This window comes from Gallionella capsiferriformans ES-2 (genome assembly GCF_000145255.1).
Lineage (GTDB): Bacteria > Pseudomonadota > Gammaproteobacteria > Burkholderiales > Gallionellaceae > Gallionella > Gallionella capsiferriformans.
Window position 1 is genome coordinate 2,071,425 of record NC_014394.1, and the last position, 24,600, is coordinate 2,096,024.

General features: G+C 58.7%; 24 protein-coding genes. 7 read left to right on the plus strand and 17 right to left on the minus strand.

Annotated features, from left to right (window positions below; genetic code table 11):
• Positions 1–17: 17 nt before the first annotated feature.
• From merT to merA, 4 genes are all read left to right on the plus strand, one after another.
• On the plus strand, positions 18–368 hold the full coding sequence (gene merT / locus GALF_RS09480) for a mercuric ion transporter MerT (protein ID WP_013293838.1): 351 nt from the start codon (positions 18–20) through the stop codon (positions 366–368).
• Positions 369–434: 66 nt separating this feature from the next.
• Entirely contained in the window at positions 435–707 is a 273-nt protein-coding gene (gene merP / locus GALF_RS09485) for a mercury resistance system periplasmic binding protein MerP (RefSeq protein ID WP_041938438.1), read from the plus strand.
• The gene (gene merF, locus GALF_RS09490) at positions 704–955 is read left to right on the plus strand and encodes a mercury resistance system transport protein MerF (protein WP_013293840.1); all 252 of its coding nucleotides are present in this window, start codon (positions 704–706) and stop codon (positions 953–955) included. The genes merP and merF overlap by 4 nt, the downstream gene beginning before the upstream one ends.
• Complete coding sequence (gene merA, locus GALF_RS09495) at positions 952–2,358, plus strand: mercury(II) reductase (protein WP_013293841.1); 1,407 nt, start codon at positions 952–954, stop codon at positions 2,356–2,358. Before merF ends, merA begins: the two co-directional genes overlap by 4 nt.
• A gap of 70 nt (positions 2,359–2,428) precedes the next feature.
• Here the strand turns inward: merA and GALF_RS09500 are convergent, their stop codons facing one another.
• From GALF_RS09500 to GALF_RS15960, 17 genes are all read right to left on the minus strand, one after another.
• Positions 2,429–2,815 carry a hypothetical protein gene (locus GALF_RS09500; protein WP_190274068.1) on the minus strand — a complete coding sequence of 129 codons (387 nt, stop codon included), beginning with the start codon at positions 2,813–2,815 and terminating at the stop codon, positions 2,429–2,431.
• Between the two features lie 76 nt (positions 2,816–2,891).
• A complete protein-coding gene (locus GALF_RS09505; RefSeq protein ID WP_013293843.1) occupies positions 2,892–3,758 on the minus strand; it encodes a sterol desaturase family protein in 867 nt (288 codons plus the stop codon).
• Between the two features lie 325 nt (positions 3,759–4,083).
• Positions 4,084–5,157 (minus strand): inorganic phosphate transporter, encoded by a 1,074-nt coding sequence (locus GALF_RS09510; protein WP_013293844.1) that lies wholly within the window; start codon positions 5,155–5,157, stop codon positions 4,084–4,086.
• 21 nt (positions 5,158–5,178) lie between these two features.
• Entirely contained in the window at positions 5,179–6,219 is a 1,041-nt protein-coding gene (locus GALF_RS09515) for a methyltransferase domain-containing protein (RefSeq protein ID WP_013293845.1), read from the minus strand.
• A 63-nt stretch (positions 6,220–6,282) separates the two neighbouring features.
• The gene (gene gnd / locus GALF_RS09520) at positions 6,283–7,293 is read right to left on the minus strand and encodes a phosphogluconate dehydrogenase (NAD(+)-dependent, decarboxylating) (RefSeq protein ID WP_013293846.1); all 1,011 of its coding nucleotides are present in this window, start codon (positions 7,291–7,293) and stop codon (positions 6,283–6,285) included.
• A gap of 58 nt (positions 7,294–7,351) precedes the next feature.
• Entirely contained in the window at positions 7,352–8,059 is a 708-nt protein-coding gene (pgl, locus tag GALF_RS09525; protein ID WP_013293847.1) for a 6-phosphogluconolactonase, read from the minus strand.
• On the minus strand, positions 8,056–9,045 hold the full coding sequence (gene glk, locus GALF_RS09530) for a glucokinase (protein WP_013293848.1): 990 nt from the start codon (positions 9,043–9,045) through the stop codon (positions 8,056–8,058). The genes pgl and glk overlap by 4 nt, the downstream gene beginning before the upstream one ends.
• Position 9,046: 1 nt before the next feature.
• Entirely contained in the window at positions 9,047–10,552 is a 1,506-nt protein-coding gene (zwf, locus tag GALF_RS09535) for a glucose-6-phosphate dehydrogenase (protein ID WP_013293849.1), read from the minus strand.
• The gene (locus tag GALF_RS09540; RefSeq protein WP_013293850.1) at positions 10,549–13,245 is read right to left on the minus strand and encodes an MGH1-like glycoside hydrolase domain-containing protein; all 2,697 of its coding nucleotides are present in this window, start codon (positions 13,243–13,245) and stop codon (positions 10,549–10,551) included. Before GALF_RS09540 ends, zwf begins: the two co-directional genes overlap by 4 nt.
• Positions 13,229–15,277, minus strand: a complete 2,049-nt coding sequence (locus GALF_RS09545) for an amylo-alpha-1,6-glucosidase (protein WP_013293851.1) — start codon at positions 15,275–15,277, stop codon at positions 13,229–13,231. The genes GALF_RS09540 and GALF_RS09545 overlap by 17 nt, the downstream gene beginning before the upstream one ends.
• Before the next feature lie 37 nt (positions 15,278–15,314).
• The gene (gene tal / locus GALF_RS09550) at positions 15,315–16,265 is read right to left on the minus strand and encodes a transaldolase (RefSeq protein ID WP_013293852.1); all 951 of its coding nucleotides are present in this window, start codon (positions 16,263–16,265) and stop codon (positions 15,315–15,317) included.
• 82 nt (positions 16,266–16,347) lie between these two features.
• The gene (locus GALF_RS09555; RefSeq protein WP_013293853.1) at positions 16,348–17,088 is read right to left on the minus strand and encodes a DUF3047 domain-containing protein; all 741 of its coding nucleotides are present in this window, start codon (positions 17,086–17,088) and stop codon (positions 16,348–16,350) included.
• Complete coding sequence (locus tag GALF_RS09560) at positions 17,075–17,713, minus strand: TIGR04282 family arsenosugar biosynthesis glycosyltransferase (protein WP_013293854.1); 639 nt, start codon at positions 17,711–17,713, stop codon at positions 17,075–17,077. Before GALF_RS09560 ends, GALF_RS09555 begins: the two co-directional genes overlap by 14 nt.
• Positions 17,710–18,381 carry a TIGR04283 family arsenosugar biosynthesis glycosyltransferase gene (locus tag GALF_RS09565; protein ID WP_013293855.1) on the minus strand — a complete coding sequence of 224 codons (672 nt, stop codon included), beginning with the start codon at positions 18,379–18,381 and terminating at the stop codon, positions 17,710–17,712. Before GALF_RS09565 ends, GALF_RS09560 begins: the two co-directional genes overlap by 4 nt.
• 1 nt (position 18,382) lies before the next feature.
• A complete protein-coding gene (locus GALF_RS09570; RefSeq protein WP_013293856.1) occupies positions 18,383–20,530 on the minus strand; it encodes an FAD-dependent oxidoreductase in 2,148 nt (715 codons plus the stop codon).
• Positions 20,527–21,510 carry an arsenosugar biosynthesis radical SAM (seleno)protein ArsS gene (arsS, locus tag GALF_RS09575; protein WP_013293857.1) on the minus strand — a complete coding sequence of 328 codons (984 nt, stop codon included), beginning with the start codon at positions 21,508–21,510 and terminating at the stop codon, positions 20,527–20,529. The genes GALF_RS09570 and arsS overlap by 4 nt, the downstream gene beginning before the upstream one ends.
• Before the next feature lie 197 nt (positions 21,511–21,707).
• Complete coding sequence (locus GALF_RS15960) at positions 21,708–21,836, minus strand: IS110 family transposase (RefSeq protein ID WP_150102601.1); 129 nt, start codon at positions 21,834–21,836, stop codon at positions 21,708–21,710.
• A gap of 397 nt (positions 21,837–22,233) precedes the next feature.
• On the opposite strand from GALF_RS15960, the gene GALF_RS09580 reads away from it, so the two are divergent.
• Genes GALF_RS09580 through GALF_RS09590 form a run of 3 tightly spaced genes read left to right on the plus strand, consistent with a single transcriptional unit; the run spans position 22,234 to position 24,439 of the window.
• Positions 22,234–22,584, plus strand: a complete 351-nt coding sequence (locus GALF_RS09580) for a winged helix-turn-helix domain-containing protein (protein WP_050752520.1) — start codon at positions 22,234–22,236, stop codon at positions 22,582–22,584.
• A 19-nt stretch (positions 22,585–22,603) separates the two neighbouring features.
• Positions 22,604–23,620, plus strand: a complete 1,017-nt coding sequence (locus GALF_RS09585) for a sulfate ABC transporter substrate-binding protein (RefSeq protein WP_013293858.1) — start codon at positions 22,604–22,606, stop codon at positions 23,618–23,620.
• Positions 23,621–23,629: 9 nt separating this feature from the next.
• On the plus strand, positions 23,630–24,439 hold the full coding sequence (locus GALF_RS09590; protein WP_013293859.1) for an EAL domain-containing protein: 810 nt from the start codon (positions 23,630–23,632) through the stop codon (positions 24,437–24,439).
• Positions 24,440–24,600: the final 161 nt, after the last annotated feature.

Genomic DNA, 24,600 nt, shown 5'->3' on the forward strand with positions numbered 1-24,600 from the left:
TGGGAAAGGAGAATCACATGTCTGAAACAAAAACCGGTCGCGGTGCGCTTTTTATAGGCGGATTGGCTGCCATCCTGGCTTCGACCTGCTGCCTCGGGCCGCTGGTACTGATCACACTTGGTTTCAGTGGTGCGTGGATCAGCAATCTGACGGTGATGGAACCTTACCGGCCGATTTTTATCGGCGCAGCATTGGTGGCACTGTTCTTCGCCTGGCGGCGTATTTATCGACCGGAGGGTGCATGCAAACCGAGTGAGGTTTGCGCGTTACCGCAGGCTAGGCGTGCTTACAAAAGCATTTTCTGGATCGTTGTGATGTTAGTGCTGGTTGTACTTAGCTTCCCTTATATTGCACCGTTATTTTATTGAAGGAGTCGTAACATGAAAGCGAGCAAAGCGAGTTTCACTAAAATTGCCCAAATACTTTCAATTGTCATGGCAACTGCCATTAGCGCATTGACTATGTCACCTGCCTTTGCGGCCAACAAGACGGCTACGTTGGCGGTATCCAACATGACATGTTCGGCATGTCCGATCACCGTAAAAAAGGCACTTTTCGGCGTGTATGGCGTCGAGAAAGTGGCCTTCAATCTCGACAAGAGAGAAGCTGCCGTGACCTTCGACGATGGCAGTACCACCGTCAAGGCACTCACCAAAGCGACTGAAGACGCGGGTTATCCATCAAAAATCGTGGTGGTGCGTAAATGAAAAACTCCACCTTGTTGAAAATTGGCACGTTCGGGGTGATCATCTCTGCCTTGTGCTGTTTCACGCCTGTGCTGGTGCTTCTTTTCGGCGCGTTCGGTTTGGCTGCATGGGTGGGTTATCTCGATTATGTGCTCATGCCTGCCCTGCTGTTTTTTGTCGGTTTGATTATTTATGCCGTCAACCGCAAATCAAAAGAAACATTCGCTGAAAATGCCAACTGCCATACATCGAAAGGTCAGCAATCATGATAAATGAATCCCCGCACATCGCTATCATCGGCAGCGGCGGCGCGGCAATGGCCTGCGCGTTGAAAGCAGTCGAACGCGGCGCACGGGTCACACTGATCGAGCGCGGCACCATTGGCGGCACCTGCGTCAACATCGGTTGTGTACCCTCCAAGATCATGATTCGCGCCGCCCATATCGCCCATCTGCGGCGTGAGAGTCCGTTCGATGGTGGCATTTCCGCTATTGCACCCACCATCCAACGCGACAATCTGCTTGCGCAGCAACAAGGACGGGTGGACGAACTGCGCCACGCCAAATACGAAAAAATACTGGAGAGCACTCTGGACATCAACCTGATGCACGGCGAGGCCCGCTTCAAGGACGGCCACACGCTGATCGTGCAAAAGCTCGATGGCAGCGAGCGCGAAGTGCCGTTCGACCGCTGTCTGGTTGCGACCGGTGCCAGCGCGGCGATCCCGCCCACTCCCGGATTAAAGGGCACGCCCTACTGGACTTCGACCGAAGCGCTGGTCAGCCCGGCTATCCCGCCGCGACTTGCCGTAATCGGCTCGTCGGTTGTCGCACTGGAACTGGCACAGGCCTACGCGCGGCTGGGCAGCAAGGTCACGATCCTGGCGCGCCATACTTTGTTCTTCCGCGAGGATCCGGCCATCGGTGTAGCGGTGGCGGAGGCATTCCGCACAGAGGGCATCGACGTGCGCACGCAAACACAGGCAAGCTCCGTGTCGTTTGTTGATGGTGAATTCATGCTCGTCACTAACCAAGGCGAATTCCGTGCAGATAAGTTGCTGGTGGCTACCGGACGATCACCCAACACCCGCAGCCTGGGACTGGATAATGCCGGAGTAGCACTCAGCCCACAGGGCAATATCGTGATTGACGACCAGATGCGCAGCAGTGCGCCGGACATCTATGCCGCCGGCGATTGCACTGATCAGCCGCAGTTCGTCTATGTCGCGGCCGCGGCCGGTACGCGCGCGGCGATCAACATGACCGGCGGCGAGGCCACCCTCGACCTGACCGCCATGCCCGCCGTGGTGTTCACCGACCCGCAGGTGGCGACGGTGAGCCTGTCCGAAGCAGAAGCGCACGACAAAGGCATCGAGACCGTCAGCCGCACGCTGACGCTCGACAATGTGCCGCGCGCGCTGGCCAACTTCGATACACGCGGCTTCATAAAAATTGTTGCTGAAGCAGGGAGCCTGCGCCTGGTGGGCGTACAGGTGGTTGCGCCGGAAGCGGGCGAGTTGATTCAGACAGCGGCCATTGCCATCCGCGCGCGCATGACTGTGCAGGATATAACCGACCAACTCTTTCCCTATCTCACGATGGTCGAGGGGCTGAAGCTGTGCGCGCAAACGTTTACCAAAGACGTGAAACAGCTTTCGTGCTGCGCCGGTTAGCAGTTAGAGCGGCATCAAACTGCGCGGCGTGCTTCACATGAGGTGACGCCATCCCGCGCCATCCCCGGAATCAGCGTTGCCGGTTTGCCCAGCGCCATGCCGCCCACGGCACCGCGACCCATTGCAACAGCGGCGCCAGACCGACATCGATCCACGGCAACACCGGCATCCATGCGGAATACGACCAATTACCCTGAGCCAGATTGTTTCGCTCGCTCCACACGGTGTAGGCGACTGCAATGACTATCGTCCAAATGACGATCCTCGGCCCCGGCCAGTCGGCGCGTTCGCCTGCGCCGTTCAGAATCAAGGCAAGGAACAAGGCCGCCATGCCGATCAGGACATCAACCGCCGTGCAATGGATGACGGCATAGACGATGCTCTCCCAGCGCGGGTCCGACCACAGGGTATAGAGCGGCAACTGTACGATCTCCCACACCAGGCTACAGATCGCCAATCGCGGCAGATAGCGGCAGATAGCGGCAGATAGCGGCGCAGGATAAACGAACGGGATTCCGGGTGGGCATACCAGTTCATGGCTGTTTCTTGTCTCCGGAATAATTGCGCCGGTTGATCGCGTAGTCGGTGATCTCGCCCTTGAAGGGCAGGAGCAGCATGCCGTCCAGCCGCACTACTTCGCGCGGGTCGGCATGGTCGCTGATGCCGAAGGTCATGGCCAGGTGACCGGCGCGCAGCTGGTCGCGATAGGTGCCGAACAGGCGATCCCACCATGGCAGGTTGAAGCCGAAGTTGGAGTTGGCCTCGTCATCTTCTATGGAATGGTACACACGGTGCATGTCCGGTGTGACCACGAACCGGCGCAACACCCGATCCAGCGCAAGCGGCAGACGGATGTTGCCGTGATTAAACATCGCGGTGGCATTGAGCAGCACTTCGAAGATCACCACCGCCAGCACCGGCGGGCCGAGCACGACGATGGTGGCGAACTTGATAAGCATGGACAGCACGATCTCGATGGGGTGGAAGCGCGCACCGGTGGTCACGTCGAAATCCGGGTCAGCGTGGTGCACCCGGTGCAGCCGCCACAGCGCAGGCACGGCATGGAACATGACGTGTTGAAGCCAGATGACGAAATCCAGAATGATCGCTGCCAGCGGCACAGCAATCGCAAACGGAATCTGGAAATGGTTGAGCAGTCCCCAGCCGATCGCGGTGCAAAATGCGGCCACGCCCACCGCCGCCAGCGGAAAGAGCAGCCGCAGCAGCACGGTGTTGAGGACAACGATGCCGAGGTTGCTGGCCCAGCGTAACACCTTGGATACGGTCAATGCACGCCGGGGCGCGGCCAGCTCCCACAGGCCAACCACAGCCAGGACGCCGAAAAAGAAGCCGAGCCGGATGGCGGGTTCGTTGGTGAGAATGAAGTGTTCGAAATTCATGATGCTCCTTTATCCCGGAAACCATTAGAAAAACCACGTCATTCCGGCGAATAACCAGCGACTTGGCTGGCGTTGTTTGCCAGCTTAGTCGAATGGCTAGTAGTTCCATCAGGCAGGAATCCAGTGATTAACAATGCCCCCACGCAAATGGGACAACATCGTGGTTTTGTCCGCTTCGCGGCAGCTTTTTTATTGCTGGATACCGGCGCTAACTCTCGCCTCCTCTCCCAGAGGGCGAGGAGGCGATTGCTCTTTCCCCCTCTGGGGGAAAGTTGGATAGAGGGCTAGCCGGTATGACGGCCTTATGGATTATTCGGTTTTATCTCTACCAGAACCGGCTCACGCCAAAAGCCAGCGCCGCCGCCAGCGGCAGCGTCACCAGCCAGGACAACATGATCTGGCGCAGCGACACCCAGTCCAGCGTCCGCGCGCGCATGCCCACCCCGGCGATGGAACCGACCGAGACGTGGGTGGTGGAAACGGGTACGCCCAGCTTGCTGGCGAACAGCACCAGCACGGCGGTGATCAGGTTGGCGGTCAATCCCTGGCCGTGATCCATGCGTGTCACGCGGTGGCTCATGCGCTCAGCCACCCGTTTCGCAAAGATGATCCCGCCCAGCGCCATCGCAGCGGCCAGCAGCCAGACCGATGTTTGCGCGTCGGTGAGACTGGAGGCCAGCAGCAGCGCCGCGATCTTCGGCGTATCGTTCACGCCGCGCGCGAAACAGATCGCCATGGCAGACAGGATGTGCAACTTGTCCAGCCAGCGCGAGATCGAAAAGCGCGCGGCGACCGGCAAGGTGGCGCAGTCCTCATCGGTGCCCAGCACGATGCCAGGCAGCGGCAGCGAAACCGATTGCAGCACCGGTGTGGCGGCAGACAGTTCCGGCTGCACCACGCACAGGCAATCATCCTCTGCCGGATGCAGGCGGAACGCCGTATAGGCCAGCGCGCCCAGGATCGCGGCCAGCAAGGGACTGGCCAACAGCGGCAGCAGAAAGGTCTGCGTCAACCTGCCCAGTTGTACGGCGCCGTCGGCCTGCGCCAGACCCGCCCCCAGCAATCCGCCGATTAGCGCATGCGTGGTAGATACGGGATAGCCCAGCCGTGTCGCGAGGAAAACGGTGAACGCCGCGCCGCTGGCGACACTCAGCATGAACAGCGGCGTATTGACGACCGCATCCGCAACCAGCCCCTTGCCAGAGAAATTCTGCACCAGCGTTTCGGCCAGGAACAGCGCGGCGAAACTGCCGGCCAGCGTCGCCAGCGTGGCCAGCGCGAGCGCCTGCCGGTAGTTCAGCGTGTCCGAACCCCACACGGTCGCGAAGCCCTTGAAGTTGTCGTTCGCGCCGTTGCTGAAGGCGAGAAACAACGCCGCGATCAATATCAGCCATTCCATAATTTCGCTCCTTTATGTGGGTCAGCAGCAGGCGCAACTCGCTTCGGTGCCAGTTTTGGCATCGAACGGAATCGCAGCGCCGCAGCCCTCGAACAGCCCGTAGTGCCGACCAAAATCGCCGATGAATTCGAAATGCGCGGCGAAGCGCGTGTCCTGCAACATGCGCCAGGTGTTGCCGCACACCGGGAACACCCGGCCGGTTTCGATGCGATGATGCTTGTCGAGCGTGAAAGCATCCGGATGATCGGGGATGCTGCCGCGATAAATCACCGCTTGGCCGTAGTCTTCGCAGGCCGTCTCCAGATTGTCGAGCTTGAACAGCCGGTAAGTCGCCGAGAAGAATTTCAGATTGCCCACGCGCGGCGCGAGCTTGGGATCGGTGATGTCCAACGGGCGATCCTCGACCAGGCGCGGATCGGCAAAACCGTGGCGCTGCGCCAGACGGATGAAGTCGTTCCAGTACAGCGCCCCGCCCAGGCATTCCCCGTACAGCACCGGATCGTTCCTTACCGCATCGGGCACGCGGCGATCGGCATAGACATCGGAGAAATAGAATTCGCCGCCCTTCTTCAGCAGGCGATGCACGCCGCGCAACACCGCGTCCTTGTCCGGCGACAGATTGACCACGCAATTCGACACGATGACATCGAAGCTGCCGGGTTCGAGGCCGAGTTCATCGAGCTTCTCGATATAGCCTTCAAGAAAGCGCACGTTAGCATAGCCGAACTGCTCCGCATGATGGGCGCGGTACTTCTCCGCCACGGCCAGTTGCTCCGGCGTCATGTCCACACCGACGACCTCGCCGGTCTTGCCCACCAGTTGCGCCAGCGCATACACGTCGCGCCCGGAGCCGCTGCCCAGGTCGAGCACGCGGCAACCTTCAAGCCGTGGCGGACACACCAGCCCGCAACCGTAATAGCGCGACAGCACTTCGGGATGCACCTTCGCCAGCAGGGGTTTGAGCCAGGCGGGCAACGCGCTGGCATCGCAGCAGGCGCTGGTCTTCAGGTCGTCCGAAGTCTGCAACTGCTTGCCGTAATAGTCCTGGACGGCTTCATGCATGATGATTCCTTTGTAGTGAATGGAGACATCTGTTTGTCGGACAACACGGCAAATCCTTACACTCTAATTTTTTTCGTGATGTCCACCGAACTCATAGCGCAATGCAGACAGTAGTTTGTTGCCGTAGTCCGCTTCACCGCGAGAATTGAATCGATCGAACAATGCAGCGGTGAGCACGGGCGCGGGCGTGCCGGACTCGATGGCGGCGATGCTGGTCCAGCGTCCTTCGCCGGAATCGGACACGCGACCGCTGAACTGGGTGAGGTCGGCATCGCTTTGCAGTGCGTGTGCAGTCAAATCCAGTAACCATGAGCCAACAACGCTGCCGCGTCGCCACAGTTCAGCCACTTCGGCGACATCGATGTCGTAGCGGAACGTTTCCGGTTCGCGCAGTGGCGTGGTCTCCGCGTCATGTTCGCGCGCCACGCCGCCGACGTTCGCATGGCGCAGTAAATTGAAGCCTTCTGCATACGCCGCCATCATGCCGTACTCGATGCCGTTGTGAACCATCTTGACGAAGTGGCCCGCCCCTTCCGGGCCGCAGTGCAGATAGCCGTTCTCGGCCGCCGTCGGCGTGCCGCAGCGGCCTTCAGTGCGCGGCGCGGTGTCCGCGCCCGGTGCAAGCGAAGCGAAGATGGGTTGCAGGTGCGCCACGATTTTCTGTTGGCCGCCGATCATCAGGCAATAGCCGCGTTCCAGCCCCCAGGTGCCGCCGCTGACGCCGACATCCACATAGCGGACGGATTGCTCGGCCAGCCTTTTGGCGCGCGCGATGTCGTCCTTGTAATACGAGTTGCCGCCGTCGATCACGATGTCGTCCGCATCCAACAGTGGCACCAGTTCAGCGATGCTGGCATCGACAACGACGGCAGGCAGCATCAGCCACACGACGCGCGGCGCGCTCAATTTACTGAGGAAGTCCTGCACACTGGCGGCCGGGGTCATGCCTTCTTGCGCCAGCGCCTGCACCGCCTCGCTGCTACGGTCGTACACCACGCATTCATGCCCTGATTTTTGCAAACGACGCACCATGTTTGCGCCCATCCGTCCCAATCCGATCATTCCGATTTGCATATTGTTCTCCTTGTTTGATTTTTAAATTAAATAACGGTTGTATTCTTCAAGCCAGAATTCATTCGCACGGCAACATCTCAAATCCAAGTGTTGCATTACGATCCAGATACCACTCGGCCTGCAGCACGCGCGCTGCAGGCAAATCGGCACCCTGTGCGATACCTTTCAGCGCGTCGCGTTTGGCGCTGCCCGCGACTAGGAACAGCTTGTGCCGTGCCGCGTTCAGGGCGGACAGGCTCAAACTCACCCGCTCCGGCGGCAGCTTGGGTGCGCCGCTGACCGCCACGACCGGCCCCGCCGCCTGCAAGGCCGCATTGCCGGGAAACAGGCTGGCGGTGTGACCGTCCTCGCCCAGACCCAGCAGCACTAGGTCGAGCGCGCCTGCGCTTGCCATTTCCTGTGCATAAAGCGCAGCCGCGACGGCAGAACCCAGCTCCGCCGGAATAGCATGGATGTTCGCGGCGGGCACCGATGAAAGCAGGCTGTCGCGCGCCATCGTGTCGTTGCGTTTTGAATCGCCGATCGGCAGGCAACGCTCGTCGTCGAAATAGAAATGGATGCGAGTCCACGGCAGCGACATCTCGCGCAACAGCCGATAACAACGATGCGGGGTGTCGCCGCCGGCCAGCGCGATGTTGCACACTTCCTGAGCGGCGAGTGTGTCTTCGATCAATTCTGCAATGCGTTGCGCGGCGGCTGCGGCCAGCTCATCGACATCGGCACATACGGTCATCCGCGCGGCATGCGGCAAGATGAACAGGTTCACGCCGCCTCCCTGCACTGCGCGGCGAACAAGGCGGGACCGTACAACGCCGCGCGGTCGTTGAGGATGACCTTCACCGGCATCGCTTCCAGCAAGGGGCGCATGCGCCCCTTGTCGAGAAAAGCCGCCATGAATTCGCCGCGTTGCAACAAGGGCAGTATCTTTGGCGCGATGCCGCCGCCGATATACAGACCGCCCAAGCTCATCGTCTTAAGTGCAAGATTGCCCGCTTCTGCGCCGTACAAGCCGACGAACCATTGCAGGGTTTCTTCGCACACCTCATCCCGCTGCTGCAAGGCGGCAGTCGATATGGCTGCCGCCGCCTGTGGTCCGGACAAATCTTGTGACAGCCAGGGCGGGATCTCGGCCCTGCGTTCGCCACGCAAAAAGACGTACAGTTCAGGCAGCGCCATGCCGGATACCACGCGTTCCCAGCTCACATGCTCTCGCTGCTGTTGCAGATGCTGCAGCAACGCGAATTCCAGCGCGTTGCGCGGACTGAATGTCGCGTGCCCGCCTTCGCTGGCGAACGGATGATGCGTGCGCCCGTCCCAATACAGCCCCGCTTCGCCCAGCCCCGTTCCGGCGGCGATCACGGCCCGGTTGCCGCGCGCGTCCGGCGCACCAGCCTGCAAGATGTGCAGGTCCTGCTCGCCCAGTGCGGGCAGCCCGTATGCGGTGGCTTCCAAATCGTTGAGCAGATGGCAACGTGCAAAGCCGAAACTTTGCCGCAGCCTGACGGCCTCGATGCGCCAGGGCAGATTGGTGGCCTGCGCCACCCCATCCCGCACCGGCCCGGCGATGCCGAACGCCGCATCGTCGATGCGTTCGTCTTGCTGCAGGAAATCCCCCAGCAGGCTTTCGAAGGTTGCATACCTCTGGCTGGCATAACTCTGCTCGCGCCGGATCAACACCCGCGCACCGTCCGTTTCGGCCAGCGCCAGCCGCGTCTTGGTGCCACCAATATCGCCTGTCAGCAAAAGCTTCATGTCAGTACGCCTCCAGTTTCGCGCCTTCCAGGTCGAGAGAATGCCGCCAGAACTGATCTTCGCGGTCGAACAGCCGGTAGGTGCCGCGCGGCCCCCAGGTGCCGGCCGGATAGGTATTGATGAATTCGCGTTCCATCGCCCACACCTTCAGCACGGGGTCCACCACGCGCCAGGCCGCCTCCACCTCGTCGATGCGCAGAAACAGCGAGTGGTCGTCCATGATGACATCCAATAGTAAGCCTTCGTAGGCATCGAATTCCTCGTCGCCGTCTTTGCGATAGGTCGCATCCAGGCTGATGGTGCGCGTGCGCACGTCCAGCCCCGGCACCTTGACCTGCATCTCCATGCGCATGCAATCGTCCGGCTGGATGCCCAGCATGATCCAGTTCGGCGGCGGCGGCCCCTGCCGCGTGTGGCGCATCAGATCCTGCGGGGGACTCTTGAAGCGGATGCAGATCGCCGAACTGTTCTCGGCCATGCGCTTGCCGGTGCGCAGATAGAACGGCACGCCCGCCCAGCGCCAGTTGTCGACGAACAGTTTCATCGCGGCATAGGTCTCGGTAGTGCTGTCCTGGGCGATGTTCTTCTCTTCCAGATAACTGGGCACCGTCTTGCCGTCGATGGTCCCGCTGGCATATTGTCCGCGAAAGGCATGGGCATGTACCGCGTTCTGCGTGATGGGGCGGATCGCGCGCAGCACCTTCACCTTCTCGTCGCGCAGATGCTCGGCCGCCATGCTCACCGGCGGCTCCATCGCCACCAGCGCCAGCAACTGCATCAGGTGGCTCTGGATCATGTCGCGCAAAGCGCCCGCCCCTTCGTAGTAATCCCCGCGATTCTCAACGCCCAGCGTTTCGGAATGAGTGATCTGCACATGGTCGATGTAGTGATGGTTCCACAACGGCTCCAGCAGCAGGTTGGCGAAACGGAACACCATCACGTTCTGCACCGTGCCCTTGCCCAGGTAGTGGTCGATGCGATAGATCTGCGGCTCGTCCAGATGGCGGTACAGGCTGGCCTGCAGCGTCTGCGCGGAAAGCAGGTCGTAGCCGAACGGCTTCTCGATCACCACGCGCCGCCAGCCATTCTTCTGCTTCAACAGGCCGACGTTGCCCAGTTTTTCCACAATGCCGGGATAATCTGCCGGGCGCACCGCCATGTAGTACATGACATTGGGCGGGAACCTCGGGTCTTCGTCGATCAGGGTCTGGAGTCGCGCATAGGCCGCATCGTCGCCGACCGGAACGGCAAAATAATGCAGCCGAGCGCAGAAGCGTTGCAAGGCAGCCTCGTCAATCTTGTCGCCGTGTTTTTCGCGCAGGATGCCGCGCACGAAATCCAGCCAGACTTCCGGATCGTACTGGGCGATGTCGCAACCGAGGATCACCAGTTGTTGCGGCAGCCGCGACAGCATTTCCAGATGAAACAGCGCGGGGATCAGCTTCTTGCGGCTCAGGTTGCCGCCCGCCCCGAAGAAGACCAGTGTGCAGGGATCGATGTTCTTCATTTCGTTCCTTCCTTTCTTTCAGGGTGAGCTTTGCTCGCGCTTCGCGGCGGGCGCGTCTGCAACAACAGGTTGGCCACCAGACCGGTCCAGCCCGTCTGGTGCGACGCGCCCAACCCCTGCCCGGTTTCTCCGTGGTAGTACTCGTTGAACAACAGCAATTCCTGCCAGTGCGAATCGCTCTGGTGCGGACTGTCGGGCGCGAACGCCGCGACATGGCCGTTGCCGTCGCGGCGGAACACGCTGGCCACGCGGTCCGCCAGCAGGCAGGACACTTCATGCAGCGTCATCTCGCGGTTATCCATGCACGGCACCGCCGCCTTGAATTCGTCGCCGAGATACTGGTGGAACTTCAGCAGCGTTTCATTCAGCAGGTAATTGACCGGCATCCACACCGGCCCGCGCCAGTTGGAATTGCCACCGAACAGCCCGGTGTTCGATTCGCCCGGCAGGTATTCGATGATCGCGCGGCCCACGGCGGGCAGCCAGCCGAGATCGCGCTGCGCGGCATGGATACGACTGACGCTGCGGATACCAAAAGGGGATAGAAATTCGTCCTCGTTCAGCAGCCGTTTCAGGATGGGCGGCAGCATCTCGTGGTTGGCCAAGGACAGCAGATGTTCGCCGCGCTCGTTGGTATGCGCTGGACAGGCACAGATGGTGTGGCCGTCGAACATGCCGCCCGCATGCGCCATCAGCATCTTCTCGAAGCGCGGTGCCGATACAAGCAAACGCGGCTCCACCACCTCGCAGGCGAACAGCGGGATGAGTCCGACCATGGAAAACACGTCGATCCGGTGGCGCTCGCCTTCGGGCGTGACGATGACATCCTTGAAGAACCCGTCCTCCGCATCCCACAACGAGGGACTGTGGTCCACGTTGCCCGCCATCACATTGGCCATAGACAGGAACTGGCTGTAGCACTGCAACGCGACCTCTTCGTAATCGGGTTCTTCGACAGTCAGTTCCAGTGCGATCATGGTCATGTTGAGTGCGAACATCGCCACCCAGCCGGTGGCATCCGCCTGTTTCAGGCGATAGCCGGGCGGCAGCGGCTGAGAGCGGTCGTACACCGAGATGTTGTCCAACCCCAGGAAACCGCCCTCGAACACGCCGTGGCCTTCGCTGTCCTTGGCGTTCAGCCACCATGCGTAATTGAGCAGCAGCTTGTGCATGGCGCGGCGCAGGAAACCGAGATCGCCCTTGCCTCTCTGTTCGTGCTCCATGCGGTACAGCTTGAGCACGGCCATCGCATGCACCGGCGGGTTGACGTCGCCAAACGCCCACTCGTAGGCAGGAATCTGCCCGCCGGGGTGCAGCGTGTCTTCGCGCAACAGAATTTCAAGTTGCCGCTTGGCGAACTCAATATCCGCCAGCCCCAGCACCAGCGCGTGGAACGCCAGATCCCACGCGGCGAACCAGGGGAACTCCCAACTGTCCGGTACCGACATTACTTCCGCCAGTCTGAAATGGCGCCAATATCGATTTCGCCCGAATTGGTGAGATTGCGGCGGACGCATGATGTCACCATCTAACCAGCGCGCCACATCGTAGTGGTAGAACTGCTGGTTCCAGAACATGCCAGCCAGCGCCTGACGCAGTATGGTGCGGTCGCCCGCATCGCCCGGCAGCAGTTCGCGGTAAAAGGCGTCCGCTTCCTGTTCGCGCCGCTCGAACACCGCAACGGCATCGGCGAACGGGTGCGCCAGCGCCGTATCCGACAGCACCAGCTCCAGCGTCATGCGCGCGCCCGGCGCGACGGTCCGGCTATGCCAGGCGGCGCATTTGGTGCCGCGCTGCGCCGGGTTGACCGCCGCCGCCTCGCCCTGCACCACCAAGCGATGGAAGGCATCCTTAACATACGGCGTGCAGTTGGCTTGTCCCCACAGTTTTTCGGCGTTGCTGTCGTTCTCGGTGAACAGCAGTTGCGCGGGCTGCCTGCCGTACAGGTGGTACGTACCGAGTCCTTCGACCGCAGCCTGCACGGTCCAGGCCGCGTCGCTGTCCGCTTGCTCCGCAGCGAGCTGCGGTTTTTCGCCTTCGTCGTCGCCCCATGCCCAGGTGTTGCGGCACCACAGCGTGGGCAGCAGGTGCAGCACGGCTGGCTCCGGGCCGCGATTGTCGGCGCTGATGCGGATGTGTACCTGCCCCGCCGCCGCTTTCGCATAGCTCACTTCCACATCCCAGTAACGGTCATCGGCGAATGCGCCGCTGTCGATCAGCCCGAACGGCGGGTCGTCGCGCGTGCGGCGCGCGTTCTCCTGCACCAACTGGTTGTAGGGGAAGGCCCGTTGCGGATATTTGTAGCGGTAGCGCAGAAAACTGTGGCTGGGCGTGGCGTCCGTATAGAAATAGCATTCCTTCACATCCTCGCCGTGGTTGCCCTCGTTGCCGGTCAGGCCGAAGGCGCGCTCCTTCAGGATGGGGTCAACGCCGTTCCATAACGCCAGCGCAAAACACAAGCGCTGCTTTTCGTCGCAAACACCGCCCATGCCGTCTTCGCTCCAGCGATAGGCGCGCGAACGGGATTGCTCGTGATCAAAATATTCCCACGCCGTGCCGTCAGCGCTGTAGTCTTCGCGCACCGTACCCCAGGCGCGTTCGGACAGATAAGGCCCCCACAAGCGCCAGTTTTCCTTGCCTTGACGTTGTGCATCCAGACGGGCCCGTTCGGCGTTTTTAGCTGTGTTGGTCATGACTATCCTCCGATTGCGTTGCGTGTTGCGCGCGGTACAACTTCCACCAGGCTTCCAGTGTGCAGGCCACCGACCATGCCTGGCTAGGCGCACCGCGCGCGCGATGCGGCGCTTCGGCATCGAATATCTCGCCCAGCGTGCCCAGTCCGTCTTCGACTAATTGCGAGGCCATTGGTGCCAGTCGCGACAACGCCAGCGCGGAATCGCCGCTCACCCGATATTCCGCCAGCGCGTAATGCCCCAGCAGCCACGCCCAGACCGTGCCCTGGTGGTAGGCTGTGTCCCGCGCCCAGACATCGCCCTGGTAATGTGGACGATAGTCGGCCTCACCAGGTGCCAGCGAGCGTAGGCCGAACGGTGTCAGCAAATGTTGTTCACACACCTGTACCACGGCGCGTTGCGCCGCGTAGTTCAGCGGGCTGAACGGCAGGCTGACAGCGAATATCTGGTTGGGGCGGATGCGGGCATCGTCGCCGTCCGGGCCGTCCAGCACATCGAGCAGCCCCATGCCGTCGGGGCGCACATAACGCTGAAATCCCGCCCGCGCCCGATCCGCCAGCGCGGCGTATTCATGGGCATGTACCTCGTCCTTCAGCACAAGGGCGAACTCCGCCATGGTTTGCAGTGCGTTGAACCACAGGGCATTGATCTCCACCGGTTTGCCGATGCGCGGCGTCACCACATGATCGCCCACCTTGGCATCCATCCAGGTCAGTTGTACGCCAGCCTCGCCCGCACGCAACAGGCCATCGCCCGTATCCATGCCGATGCCGTGGCGGGTGCCGTCGCGGTAGTGCGCGACGATCTGCTGCAACACCGGCCACGCCTGCACGACAGATTGCACATCCTTGACCGCCGTGAGATAGGCGCACCAGGCCTCGATGTACCACAGCGCGGCATCTGCCGTGTTGTACTGCGGCGTCTCGCCGTCGCCGGGGAACCAGTTGGGCAGCATGCCGCGATCCATCAGCGGCAGATAGCCCAGCAACAGCTCGCGCGCCTGCGTGTAACGGCCTGTCGCCAGCAACAGCCCAGGCAACGCGATCATGCTGTCGCGCCCCCATTCACCAAACCAGGGATAACCGGCGACGATGGCGTGGCGACCGCTGCCGTCCTGCTGGCGGATCACAAAACTGTCCGCCGCCAGCAGCAACTGGTCAACCCAGGCGGGTACTTGCGTGAAGGCGGACACCGTGACTTTGGTGCGCGTCAACATGTCGCAGTCATGCGCCAGAAAACGCCGCATCGACTCTTCCAGATAGCAGGGAGGCTCGTCTTGCTCGATAGAAGCCGTGAGTCCGACCCAATGACCGAGGCAAACTGGAAACGTCATCAACCCGACGCACTGGTGGCGGTCACGGTCAGGCAGCCCACGTTCGTGTTCCGCCGGCAGATCAAAATCCTCCACCCAGAAATTGGCAGCCTCGACACTGCCGCAACGGGAATGAAAATGCAGCACAGGACTGTCGGGATAATGCACGTCCAGTTCGCAGTCGCTGATGTGCGACACCGGAAAAGGTCGGTCGAAGCCGGTCACGCCGTGATGATCGCGCACATTGGTCATCAGGCGCACGCGCAAACGCACTTCGCGTCCCACCGGATTCTCCAGCAGACACCAGGCCAGTACCGTGCAATGGCGACCATGCTCCATCCAGATGCGCGCTTCGATCAGCAGGTCATCCACACGATAGCGCCACACCGGCATACGTCCTTCCAGCGCGAACGATTCCAGCACCAGATTGCCTTGCAGCTCGATAGCGCCGCTACCCCAGCGGTTGGTATATAAGGGAAGAACGCGATCCCCATCCAGCAGTTCTGCATCCGCCTTGGCGAATAGCAACTGACGTTGCAAATTGGACTGCGTAGGTGCAATCAGCAAACCGTTGTAACGCCTGGTCAGTGTGCCCGCCACCGTGCCGCCCGCGTAACCGCCTTTGCCGTTGGTCAACCACCATTCGTGGCGTTCCGCCTGATCGAGATCGGCGCAGACTTCACGCCCGAGTCGCACCAGTTGGGGCAAATCAACTCTCATGCTGGCTCCACTGTTATCCACTGGATGATCACGGTATTCACAGCCGTTCCACCAGGATGTTTTCCAACTTGATCTGATCGGCAGCAAAACCACGAATACCCTCGGACAATTTTTCGGTGGCCATCGCATCCTCGTTCATCTGCCAGCGGAATTCCGTTTCTGTCAGCGGTTCCGGGCGCACATCGCGCGCACCGCCATCGGCCAATTTGCGTTCCAGCAAGCCCTCGGTGGCTTCCAGTTCTTTGAGCAACACCGGTGCGATGGTCAGACAGTCGCATCCCGCCAGTTGAACGATCTCGCCCATATTGCGGAACGAGGCCCCCATGACGATGGTTTTGTAGCCGAAGGTCTTGTAGTACACATAGATGTTGCGTACCGATTGCACACCGGGGTCGCTCTCGGATGAGTAGTCTTTGCCGCTCTTCGCTTTGTGCCAATCCAGAATACGTCCGACGAAGGGCGAGATCAGCGTCACGTTAGCCTCGGCGCAGGCACGTGCCTGGGCGAAACCGAACATCAGCGTAAGGTTGCAGTGGATACCTTCTAGTTCGAGTATCTCCGCCGCACGGATGCCTTCCCAAGTGGCGGCGATCTTGATTAGTACGCGCTGGTTGGAAATGCCCGCCTCGTTATAAAGACGGATCAATTTGCGCGCCTTGTTCACCGTATAGACGGTATTGAACGAGAGCCGGGCATCTACTTCGGTCGAGATGCGCCCCGACACATATTTGAGCACTTCCACGCCGACATTCACCGCCAGCTTATCCATTGCCTCACTCGCCTGTTGCGTACGGATGTCGCTTTGCATTCGCCCCCAGGCGATAGCCTCGTTCATCAGCGGCACATACTCGGGCAACTTGGCTGCTTTGAGTAACAGAGAGGGATTGGTGGTGGCATCTTGCGGGCAGTGATGGCGGATGGCTTCAATGTCTCCGGTGTCGGCCACGATGGTGGTCATAGCTCCCAGTTGCTGCAATAGATTGCTCATTCATCCCTCCCATTTACTTCGCCGCTTCGATGCAGCACGCTTGTATGAATCTAGTCGTTGCCGAACTGCTTTTCCTTACGTCTTATTCAGCAAAACAGCGCATATTTTTTTCCACAAAGTGGAAGTCGGCAAAACCCGCTCGCGCAGTCTCGCCCGTATTGTCGGTATCCGAGGCGACGGAGATCTGGATCATGCGGGCCAGTGGACTGCCGAATTCGGTGATCACATCCTGCTGCACATCATGCCGCGCGACCACCCAGCGTCCCGCATTGTCATTCCCTGATTCAGCCACGATCATGCGCGTGCGTTCGGTGTAGGCATTGGGCTTGCGGGTACCTACCGGATACCGGTTATCCCACACGTAGTTGATCGCGGCATCCGGCACAGCATCGCCCCAAATCGCACGCGCCAATTTGAGCTGGCTACGCAATACGAACCCCATCTCCTCCGGTGGTAGCGCAAACGATAGATAGACGCGTGCGGCATAGTCATCTCCTGCTTTGCTCGCCATATCCGCTTTGACCAAAGACGCATCCACGCGCCAGCGCCAACAGAGTACCGGCGTACGATTCAAGTCGATTTCGACAGGGCGTGCGAGTAGCGCCATGCTTCGCTCTGCATTTGCCTCGATAGCAAGCACACCATCCCAAAATTTAAGTTGATAACGGGTTGGCGCTATCTTTTTGTCTAATTGCACCACTTGCCAAGGTGCGGGAATTTGCGCAGATGCACACACGAATCGGTCCAACCTGACCACCTCTCCCGCCCTGACTTCGAGCGAGGTGGCAATCAAAAGCATTACGACGAGACTACGCTTCAACATGCATCCTCCAACGTTCTGGTAAGTATTTAAGATCCTGTGGTTCATCCACATCGTGCAGCATCTGCCCGACATGCACTGACCAGCCGAGCTGGCCGATGCGCGAAAGTGTGGTGCTGGCGACGGCATCTGAACTCCATGAAATATTGTGAAAAAGAATCGAATTGAATTTCCTCAAGCCCAACAATGCGTAGCCGCCATCGATGGTGCAGTGGATGACCGCATCGTGTTCAAACAGATTTCGCGATGCTTCACGCAACAAGTCTGCCGACATTTCTACACAATCAGTACCCACTAACAAAACAGATTCACCGCGTATCAGCGAGCGTTCCGTTGCTAGCGCCAATCGAGTACCAAGATCACCTTCACCTTGATCAGAAATCTCGACCCCCAAAGGGGGAGCTACGACCTGCCAAGCTGCCTCATCAATGTAGGGAGTCGCACATAACTCGACGATGCCAATCTTTGCGGCAATCGCTTCGTGCAGTGTATGCAACAACATCCGTTTAGCCAGTGCCGCCGCACCTTCAGCACCTAGCGCAGCAATCAAGCGCGTCTTGGCAAAGCCCGGCTGCGGCGCTTTGGCGAAAACGATGATGCGCACCGGTTTGTTCGCAGTGTCTTTCATCGGTACAGCCTCGCCAGTTCGGTCGCATCGGTGCCGCGCCAGTAGGCCCAACGCAAACGCCACATCAACAGAATAGTGCTCCACACCCCGCGCATTTCCCAGCGGCGGCCTGATGTGGTCACACAATGCGCGACGCAGGCGGGGCGCGAAAAAGTTTTCAGGCGTTTGCACATTTCCACATCTTCCATCAGCGGCTGGTCGGGATACCCACGCAAGCGCTCAAACACGATGCGCCGCATGAATATCGCCTGATCGCCAGTCGCAATACCCGTCAATCGCGAGCGCCAGTTCATAAGCTGTCCAATCACGCGCAACATAAATGGCCGCCCCGTGATGCACACGTCGAAGCGACCCCAGCTCTTCGGCCCTGTAAAGGCATGTTCGATCTGCTGCATCGCCCCCACCGGCAGGCGCGTGTCGGCATGCAGGAACAACAGCACGTTGCCCTGTGCTACTGCGGCGCCCGCATTCATCTGGCGCGCTCTGCCACGTTCCGTCTGCACCACTTTGAATCCCATGACAGCGGCAAGTTTGCTCGAACCATCCGTACTGCCGCCATCGGCGAAAATGATCTCGCAGCCTGCCCGATGAAACGGCAGCAGATGCGCGAACAGGTCAGGCAATTGCACGGCTTCGTTGAGTATGGGGATGATGATAGAAAGCCTCATTTCATCCTCGTTTCCATGCATGGTAACGTTCCAACCAGGCCAATATCCTTTGCGGCGCATGGTTGCGCTTCCATTCCCCCGCCGCATATTTGTTGGCCTCGGCCATAGTCGGGTAGGTGTGGATGGTACCGAGTATCTTGTTCAGCCCGAGGCCGTGCTTCATCGCGAGAACGAACTCCGCCAGCAGGTCACCCGCGTGTTCGCCGACGATGGTGACACCCAGTATCTTGTCCTTGCCCGACACGGTGAGTACTTTGACAAAGCCGTTGGCAGTGCCATCGGCAATGGCGCGATCAAGATCGTCGATGCCGTACTTGGTGACTTCGTAAGCAACTCCCTGTTCGCGCGCCTCCTGTTCGTTGAGGCCGACGCGCGCCACTTCCGGCTCGATGAAGGTCGCCCAGGGGATGACCGAGTAATCCACTTTGAAGCGCTTGAAGTCGCCGAACAGCGCATTCACTGCCGCATACCAGGCCTGGTGCGCCGCCGTGTGGGTGAACTGGTACGGCCCGGCCACATCGCCTGCCGCGTAGATGTTGGGATACAGCGTTTCCAGATAGTCGTTGGTGGTGACGGTACGTTGTACAGGGATCCCCAGTTCTTCCAGACCAAAGCCTTTCAGGCGCGCGCTGCGACCGACCGCGCAGATCAGCACGTCGAACTCGATGCGGCGCGATTGGCCTTCATGCTCCACCACAATGTATTTGCGTTCGCCCTCCTTCTCGCAACGCACCGCCTTGTGATCAGTCAGCACTTCCACGCCGTCGGCGCTGAGCGAGGCACGCGCCAGCTCGGATACTTCCAGGTCTTCGCGGATCATGATGCGTGGCGCCATCTCGACTTGCGTCACGTTTGAGCCCAGTCGTGCAAAGCTCTGTGCCAGCTCGCAACCGATAGGGCCGCCGCCCAGCACCACCAGACGTTTCGGTGCTGCATCCAGTTCCGCGAAGGTGGACCACAGCGTATCGCTGGTGACATAGCCCACCTCCTCCAGCCCCGGCAGCGGCGGCACAAAGGGACGCGCGCCGGTGGCGATGACGATACTGCGCGTGGTGAGCGTCTGCGTCGTGCCGTCGTTCAATTTAATTTCTACCGTCCACGGGTCCGTGATACGCGCATAGCCTTGCAGCACTTCCACGCCAAGACTAGTGTAGCGTTCCGCGCTGTCATGAGGTGCAACTTCGCTGATGACCTTATGCACGCGCGCCATCACTTTGCGGAAACTGAATTCGGGTGCGCCCGCGTTCAGGCCGTAGTGCTCGCCGTGCCTGATCTGGCTGGCCAGCTTGGCGCTCTTGATCAGCGCCTTGCTCGGCACGCAGCCGTAGTTGAGACAGTCGCCGCCCATCTTGTGTGTTTCAATCAGCGTGACCTTGGCCTTGACCGCCGCCGCGATGTAGGCGGAAACCAGCCCCGCCGCGCCGCCGCCGATGACGATCAGGTTGCGGTCGAACCGGGCTGGGCGTTGCCATTTGGCATACACGCGGCGCTGCAACCATGCGGTGAATTTTTTCGCGATCATCGGGAACACTCCTAACAGGACGAACGACAACAACAATGGGGGCGACAGGATGCCGGACAGGCTTTGCAAGGCGGCCAACTGAGTACCGGCATTGACGAACACCAGCGTACCGGCCAACATGCCGACCTGGCTCACCCAGTAGAAGGTGCGCGTCTTCATCGGCGTCAGCCCCAACAACAGGTTGATGAGGAAGAACGGAAAGACCGGCACCAGACGCAAGGTAAACAGATAAAGTGCCCCGTCGCGTGCGAAGCCTTCGTTGATGGCCTTCAGTTTGTCGCCAAAACGTTGCTGCACGGCATCGCGCAACACGAAACGCGAAGCGAGGAAGGCCAGCGTCGCGCCAAAGCTGGAGGCGAACGACGCCAGCAGCACGCCGACACCCAGGCCGAATAATGCACCCGCCGCCAGCGTCAGGATCACCGCGCCGGGCAGTGACAAAGCGGTCGACACCACGTAGGCAATAAAGAAACCACCAGTGACCAGCCAGGGCGACTGCGCCTTGAGCGTGATGAAATCCTGCTGCCAATGCTTGAGCGATTCCAGAGTCAGATAATGCCCCAGATCCAGCACAAAAAATCCAACGATCAACCCGAATATCAGCAGAATAAGCAGGCCTCGCTTCATGCTGCACACCTTTGCACGCTCTCATCCTTCAAGGCACCGCCACAGCTGCTGCCCTGCCCAGCCGTACAGCCATAGCAGTGATCGGCAACACGGATAGATTTTCCTTTCATATCTTGCTGTAACAAGTCTTTAAGGTGTGGGCGACCCTGACCGGCAATAGTCAGTCCCAGTTGCTGGTTGAAATCGCAGTCATATAGAAACCCTTTCCAATCCACACTGATCAGATTGCGGCACATGACCGTTTCAAGATTGGCCGATGCAAAGTTATCGTGCAGCAGGCGCATGTAGTCGTTGAACTTGCCTTTGGAAATGAGCATAGAGCCAAAGCGTTGAATAGGCATATTGACAATAGCAAGCAGTTGGTCAAACACGATGCCGAAGTGAGTAAACAACTCACGCTGATAGTCGATCTGCAATGCTGATTGGTCAGGCGGCAACGAAGCACCCTGCGGGTTGAACACGAGGTTCAATGCCAGCCCGCTACCAGGCTGCCCATAGCCCAATGCATTGAGCTTTTGCAGTCCGAGAATGCTTTTATCGAACGCCCCCTTGCCTCGCTGCTTATCCACATTTTCCAGCGAGTAGCACGGCAGCGAAGCGACGATCTCAACCTGTTGCTCCGCCAGAAATTCGGCCAAATCTTCCTGCCCCGGTTCAAACAGAATAGTCAAATTGCACCGGTCTATCACCTTGCAACCTTGTTTTCGCGCTGCACGCACCAAGTCGCGAAAGTCTTCATGCAACTCCGGTGCACCGCCAGTCAAATCCAGTGTGTGCAGATTGCGTGCGGCCAGCACACGGGGGATCAGTTCAATAAGAGAACAATCCATCATCTCGGTGCGGTTGGGTCCGGCGTTCACATGACAGTGCATGCAACTCATGTTGCACTTGTAACCGAGATTGACCTGCAGTATCTCGAGTTCGCGGCGGCGCAGCGCGGGAAACTCGGTGGCTTGCAGCAAAGGAAGGGTGGCATGCATGATATTTTGTCCGGTCGTTCCGCATCGCGACTGCAATGCGCTCATGCCCGTTAGTCGCGGTAGTTTCTGATTCCTTACACCTGCGGAATTATTGAATTTCCATAATTCAAGGCAGTGCCAAGCCTTGCAAACTTGCGTATTGGAAATCTGAAAAACCTGGATGTCATTTCGGCGAAGGCGGGAACCCAGTGGGTTTATCAAAAGTGCATCTTCATCTGTTGAGCGCCACTCGTACACCCAACGAGCAGGCTGCGGATATAACCATTGCCGACTTTGGTGATGCGTCCGAGCCGTGCTTTGCCGCACGATGAGAGGAGTTTATTCATTGAACCGCCGTGTACGGTCCCGTATGCCCGGTGTGGAAGGGGGAGGTTGTGAGGCTTTTTCCTATCCCGATTCATGAGTATTTTCACTTTCCACTTAGCACCATAAAGCTGCCAGTCGCAAACTGCTTCACCAATGGCCGGAATGTGACATGAAGCGGTCGCTTCTTAATCCAAATACTTCGATAGACTGACTCCAATCAACACCCAACCATAATAGTCGGACAGTTTTCCCCAAAGAGACATTTGGAAGCACACTCGAAACGACCTCAGCCACACAGCCTTCTTTAAAACAGCATATTCAAAAATCAGCTAAGCAATCCAATTTTAATTAGTTCACACGGCAAGGCAATCTCTGCAAAATGCGCTCCATCGGCATTACGAAAACAGGAGAATTGCCTTGAATACACTGCGAAATTCCATTCTTAGTCCGACTGTACGCAACGAACCCAGCAATATTTTTGCAGGCGAATTGCATTGGTCTGACGACTCGTTTCTGGTAACGGCTGCGGGCATTCCTGTGCTGTTACGTCCCATCGAATTTCGCTTGCTAGGTCATCTAATGAGCCATGCTGGACGTGTACACACACGAACTGAGTTACTGGCAAAGCTGGGTGCAAGCTGTATAGGAGAACGCACTATCGACGTGCATATCCGCCGCTTGCGAATGTCGCTGCAACCTTTTGGCATGGATCGCTGGATACAAACCGCGCCCAGCCGTGGTTATCGTTTTTCACCTTTACATCATTAATTAAAATCAAGGAGCTAGCATGAAATTATCCAAAATCACCACGGCGCTGTTTGCCGGTTCATTCGCACTCGCACTGTCAGCCAACGCATTTTCCGCTGACATCAGTCTGTTGAACGCGTCTTATGACCCGACCCGCGAACTGTATCAGGAATACAACAGCGCCTTTGCCAAATACTGGAAAGCCAAGACCGGCGACATCGTCACGGTTAAAGCCTCACACGGCGGTTCAGGCAAGCAGGCGCGTTCCATCATCGACGGGCTGGAAGCGGACGTAGCAACACTGGCACTCGCGGCCGATATCGACGCACTGCATGACAAAGCCAATCTGATTCCCGCTGACTGGCAAAAACGCCTGAAACTCAACAGTTCGCCTTACACCTCGACCATCGTGTTGCTGGTGCGTAAGGGTAATCCGAAGAATATTCATGACTGGAGCGATCTGGTCAAGCCGGGTGTGGCGGTGATTACGCCGAATCCCAAGACCTCCGGCGGCGCTCGCTGGAATTATCTGGCCGCCTGGGGGTATGCGTTAAAGCACAACAACAACGATCAGACCAAAGCACAAGCCTTTGTGACCAAGCTGTTCGGCAATGTACCCGTGCTCGATTCCGGTGCGCGAGGTTCGACCGTGACTTTCTCCGAACGTGAAATCGGCGACGTGTTGATTACCTGGGAAAACGAAGCCTATCTGGTGAAGAAGGAATTCGGCGATGACAAGTTTGACATCGTGTTCCCGTCCATCAGCATTCTGGCCGAACCGCCGGTTGCTGTGGTGGACAAATATGCCGACAAGCACGGCACACGCAAAATCGCCGAAGCCTATCTGAACTACCTGTATTCGCCTGAAGGTCAGGAAATCGCGGCGAAGAATTTCTATCGTCCGACCGATCCTGCTGTTGCAAAAAAATATGAGAAGCAATTCAAAAAGCTGGATTTGTCAATCACCATAGACAAGACCTTCGGCGGCTGGAGCAAGGCGCAGAAGGAGCATTTTGCCGACGGCGGTGTATTCGATCAGATCTACACCAGAAAATAGGAGATTGCCATGCCACACCAACTCGCCGAACTGAAAATCATGTTGCGTCATAACCTGTTCATTGATCTGGATGAATACGCGCTGATGAACACAAAACAGGAGGGGCTGGTGTGCAATTTTTTGGGGATGCGTCTGACCAGTGCCTTTCAACCGATTTTCCGCAGCAATGGCGAGGTGATCGGACGGGAAGCCCTGCTACGCGCGTCCCTGTTTGAACACGGCGCGTTGACTCCAAACAGCGCGTTTGATCTGGCGATTGAGGCTGACAAACTGGTGCTGTTTGACCGACTGGTGCGCAGCCTGCATCTGTTGAGCTACGCCGCCAACTTTGATGATCGGGAATTGATCTTTCTGAACGTACATCCGCGCTTGTTGACCAGTGTCAGCGATCACGGTCGCACCTTCGAACAAATTTTGCACTATTACTCGGTTCCCACCTCGCGGGTAGTGATTAAAATACAGCATTTGGCCATCGAGAGCGATGCGCGACTGACGGAGGCGGTAAACAATTACCGCAGCCTAGGCTATAAGATAGCAGTCGATGATTTTGGCGCGGCACATTCCGGTATTGCCAAAATCGTCAATCCGCATCGACGCTACGAAAGTTTGGTGTTCAATGCCGAGTTGGATCAGGTATTGGCGCTGCGCCCTGATATCGTCAAGCTCGACAGCTCAGTGATTCAGGAAGCGGAACAGACCATCAGCGCTGCGACTGTTATTCACGGCCTAGTCAATATCTTCCACAGCATCGGCGCTAGTCGTCATCGAAGGCATCGAAACGACGGAGCAACTTGCCCTAGCACACGATACCGGAGCTGATTTATTGCAAGGTTACCACCTCGGCAAGCCCGAATTCGCTGGCGACACACAGCGTCAGCTTTGTCATGCAGAGCCGTTGGCGGCATAACAACGCTTATTCAAAAAACAGCTAAGCAAATCATATTTTCTTATTTTTCACAATAAAAATTCGCCGCTAGACT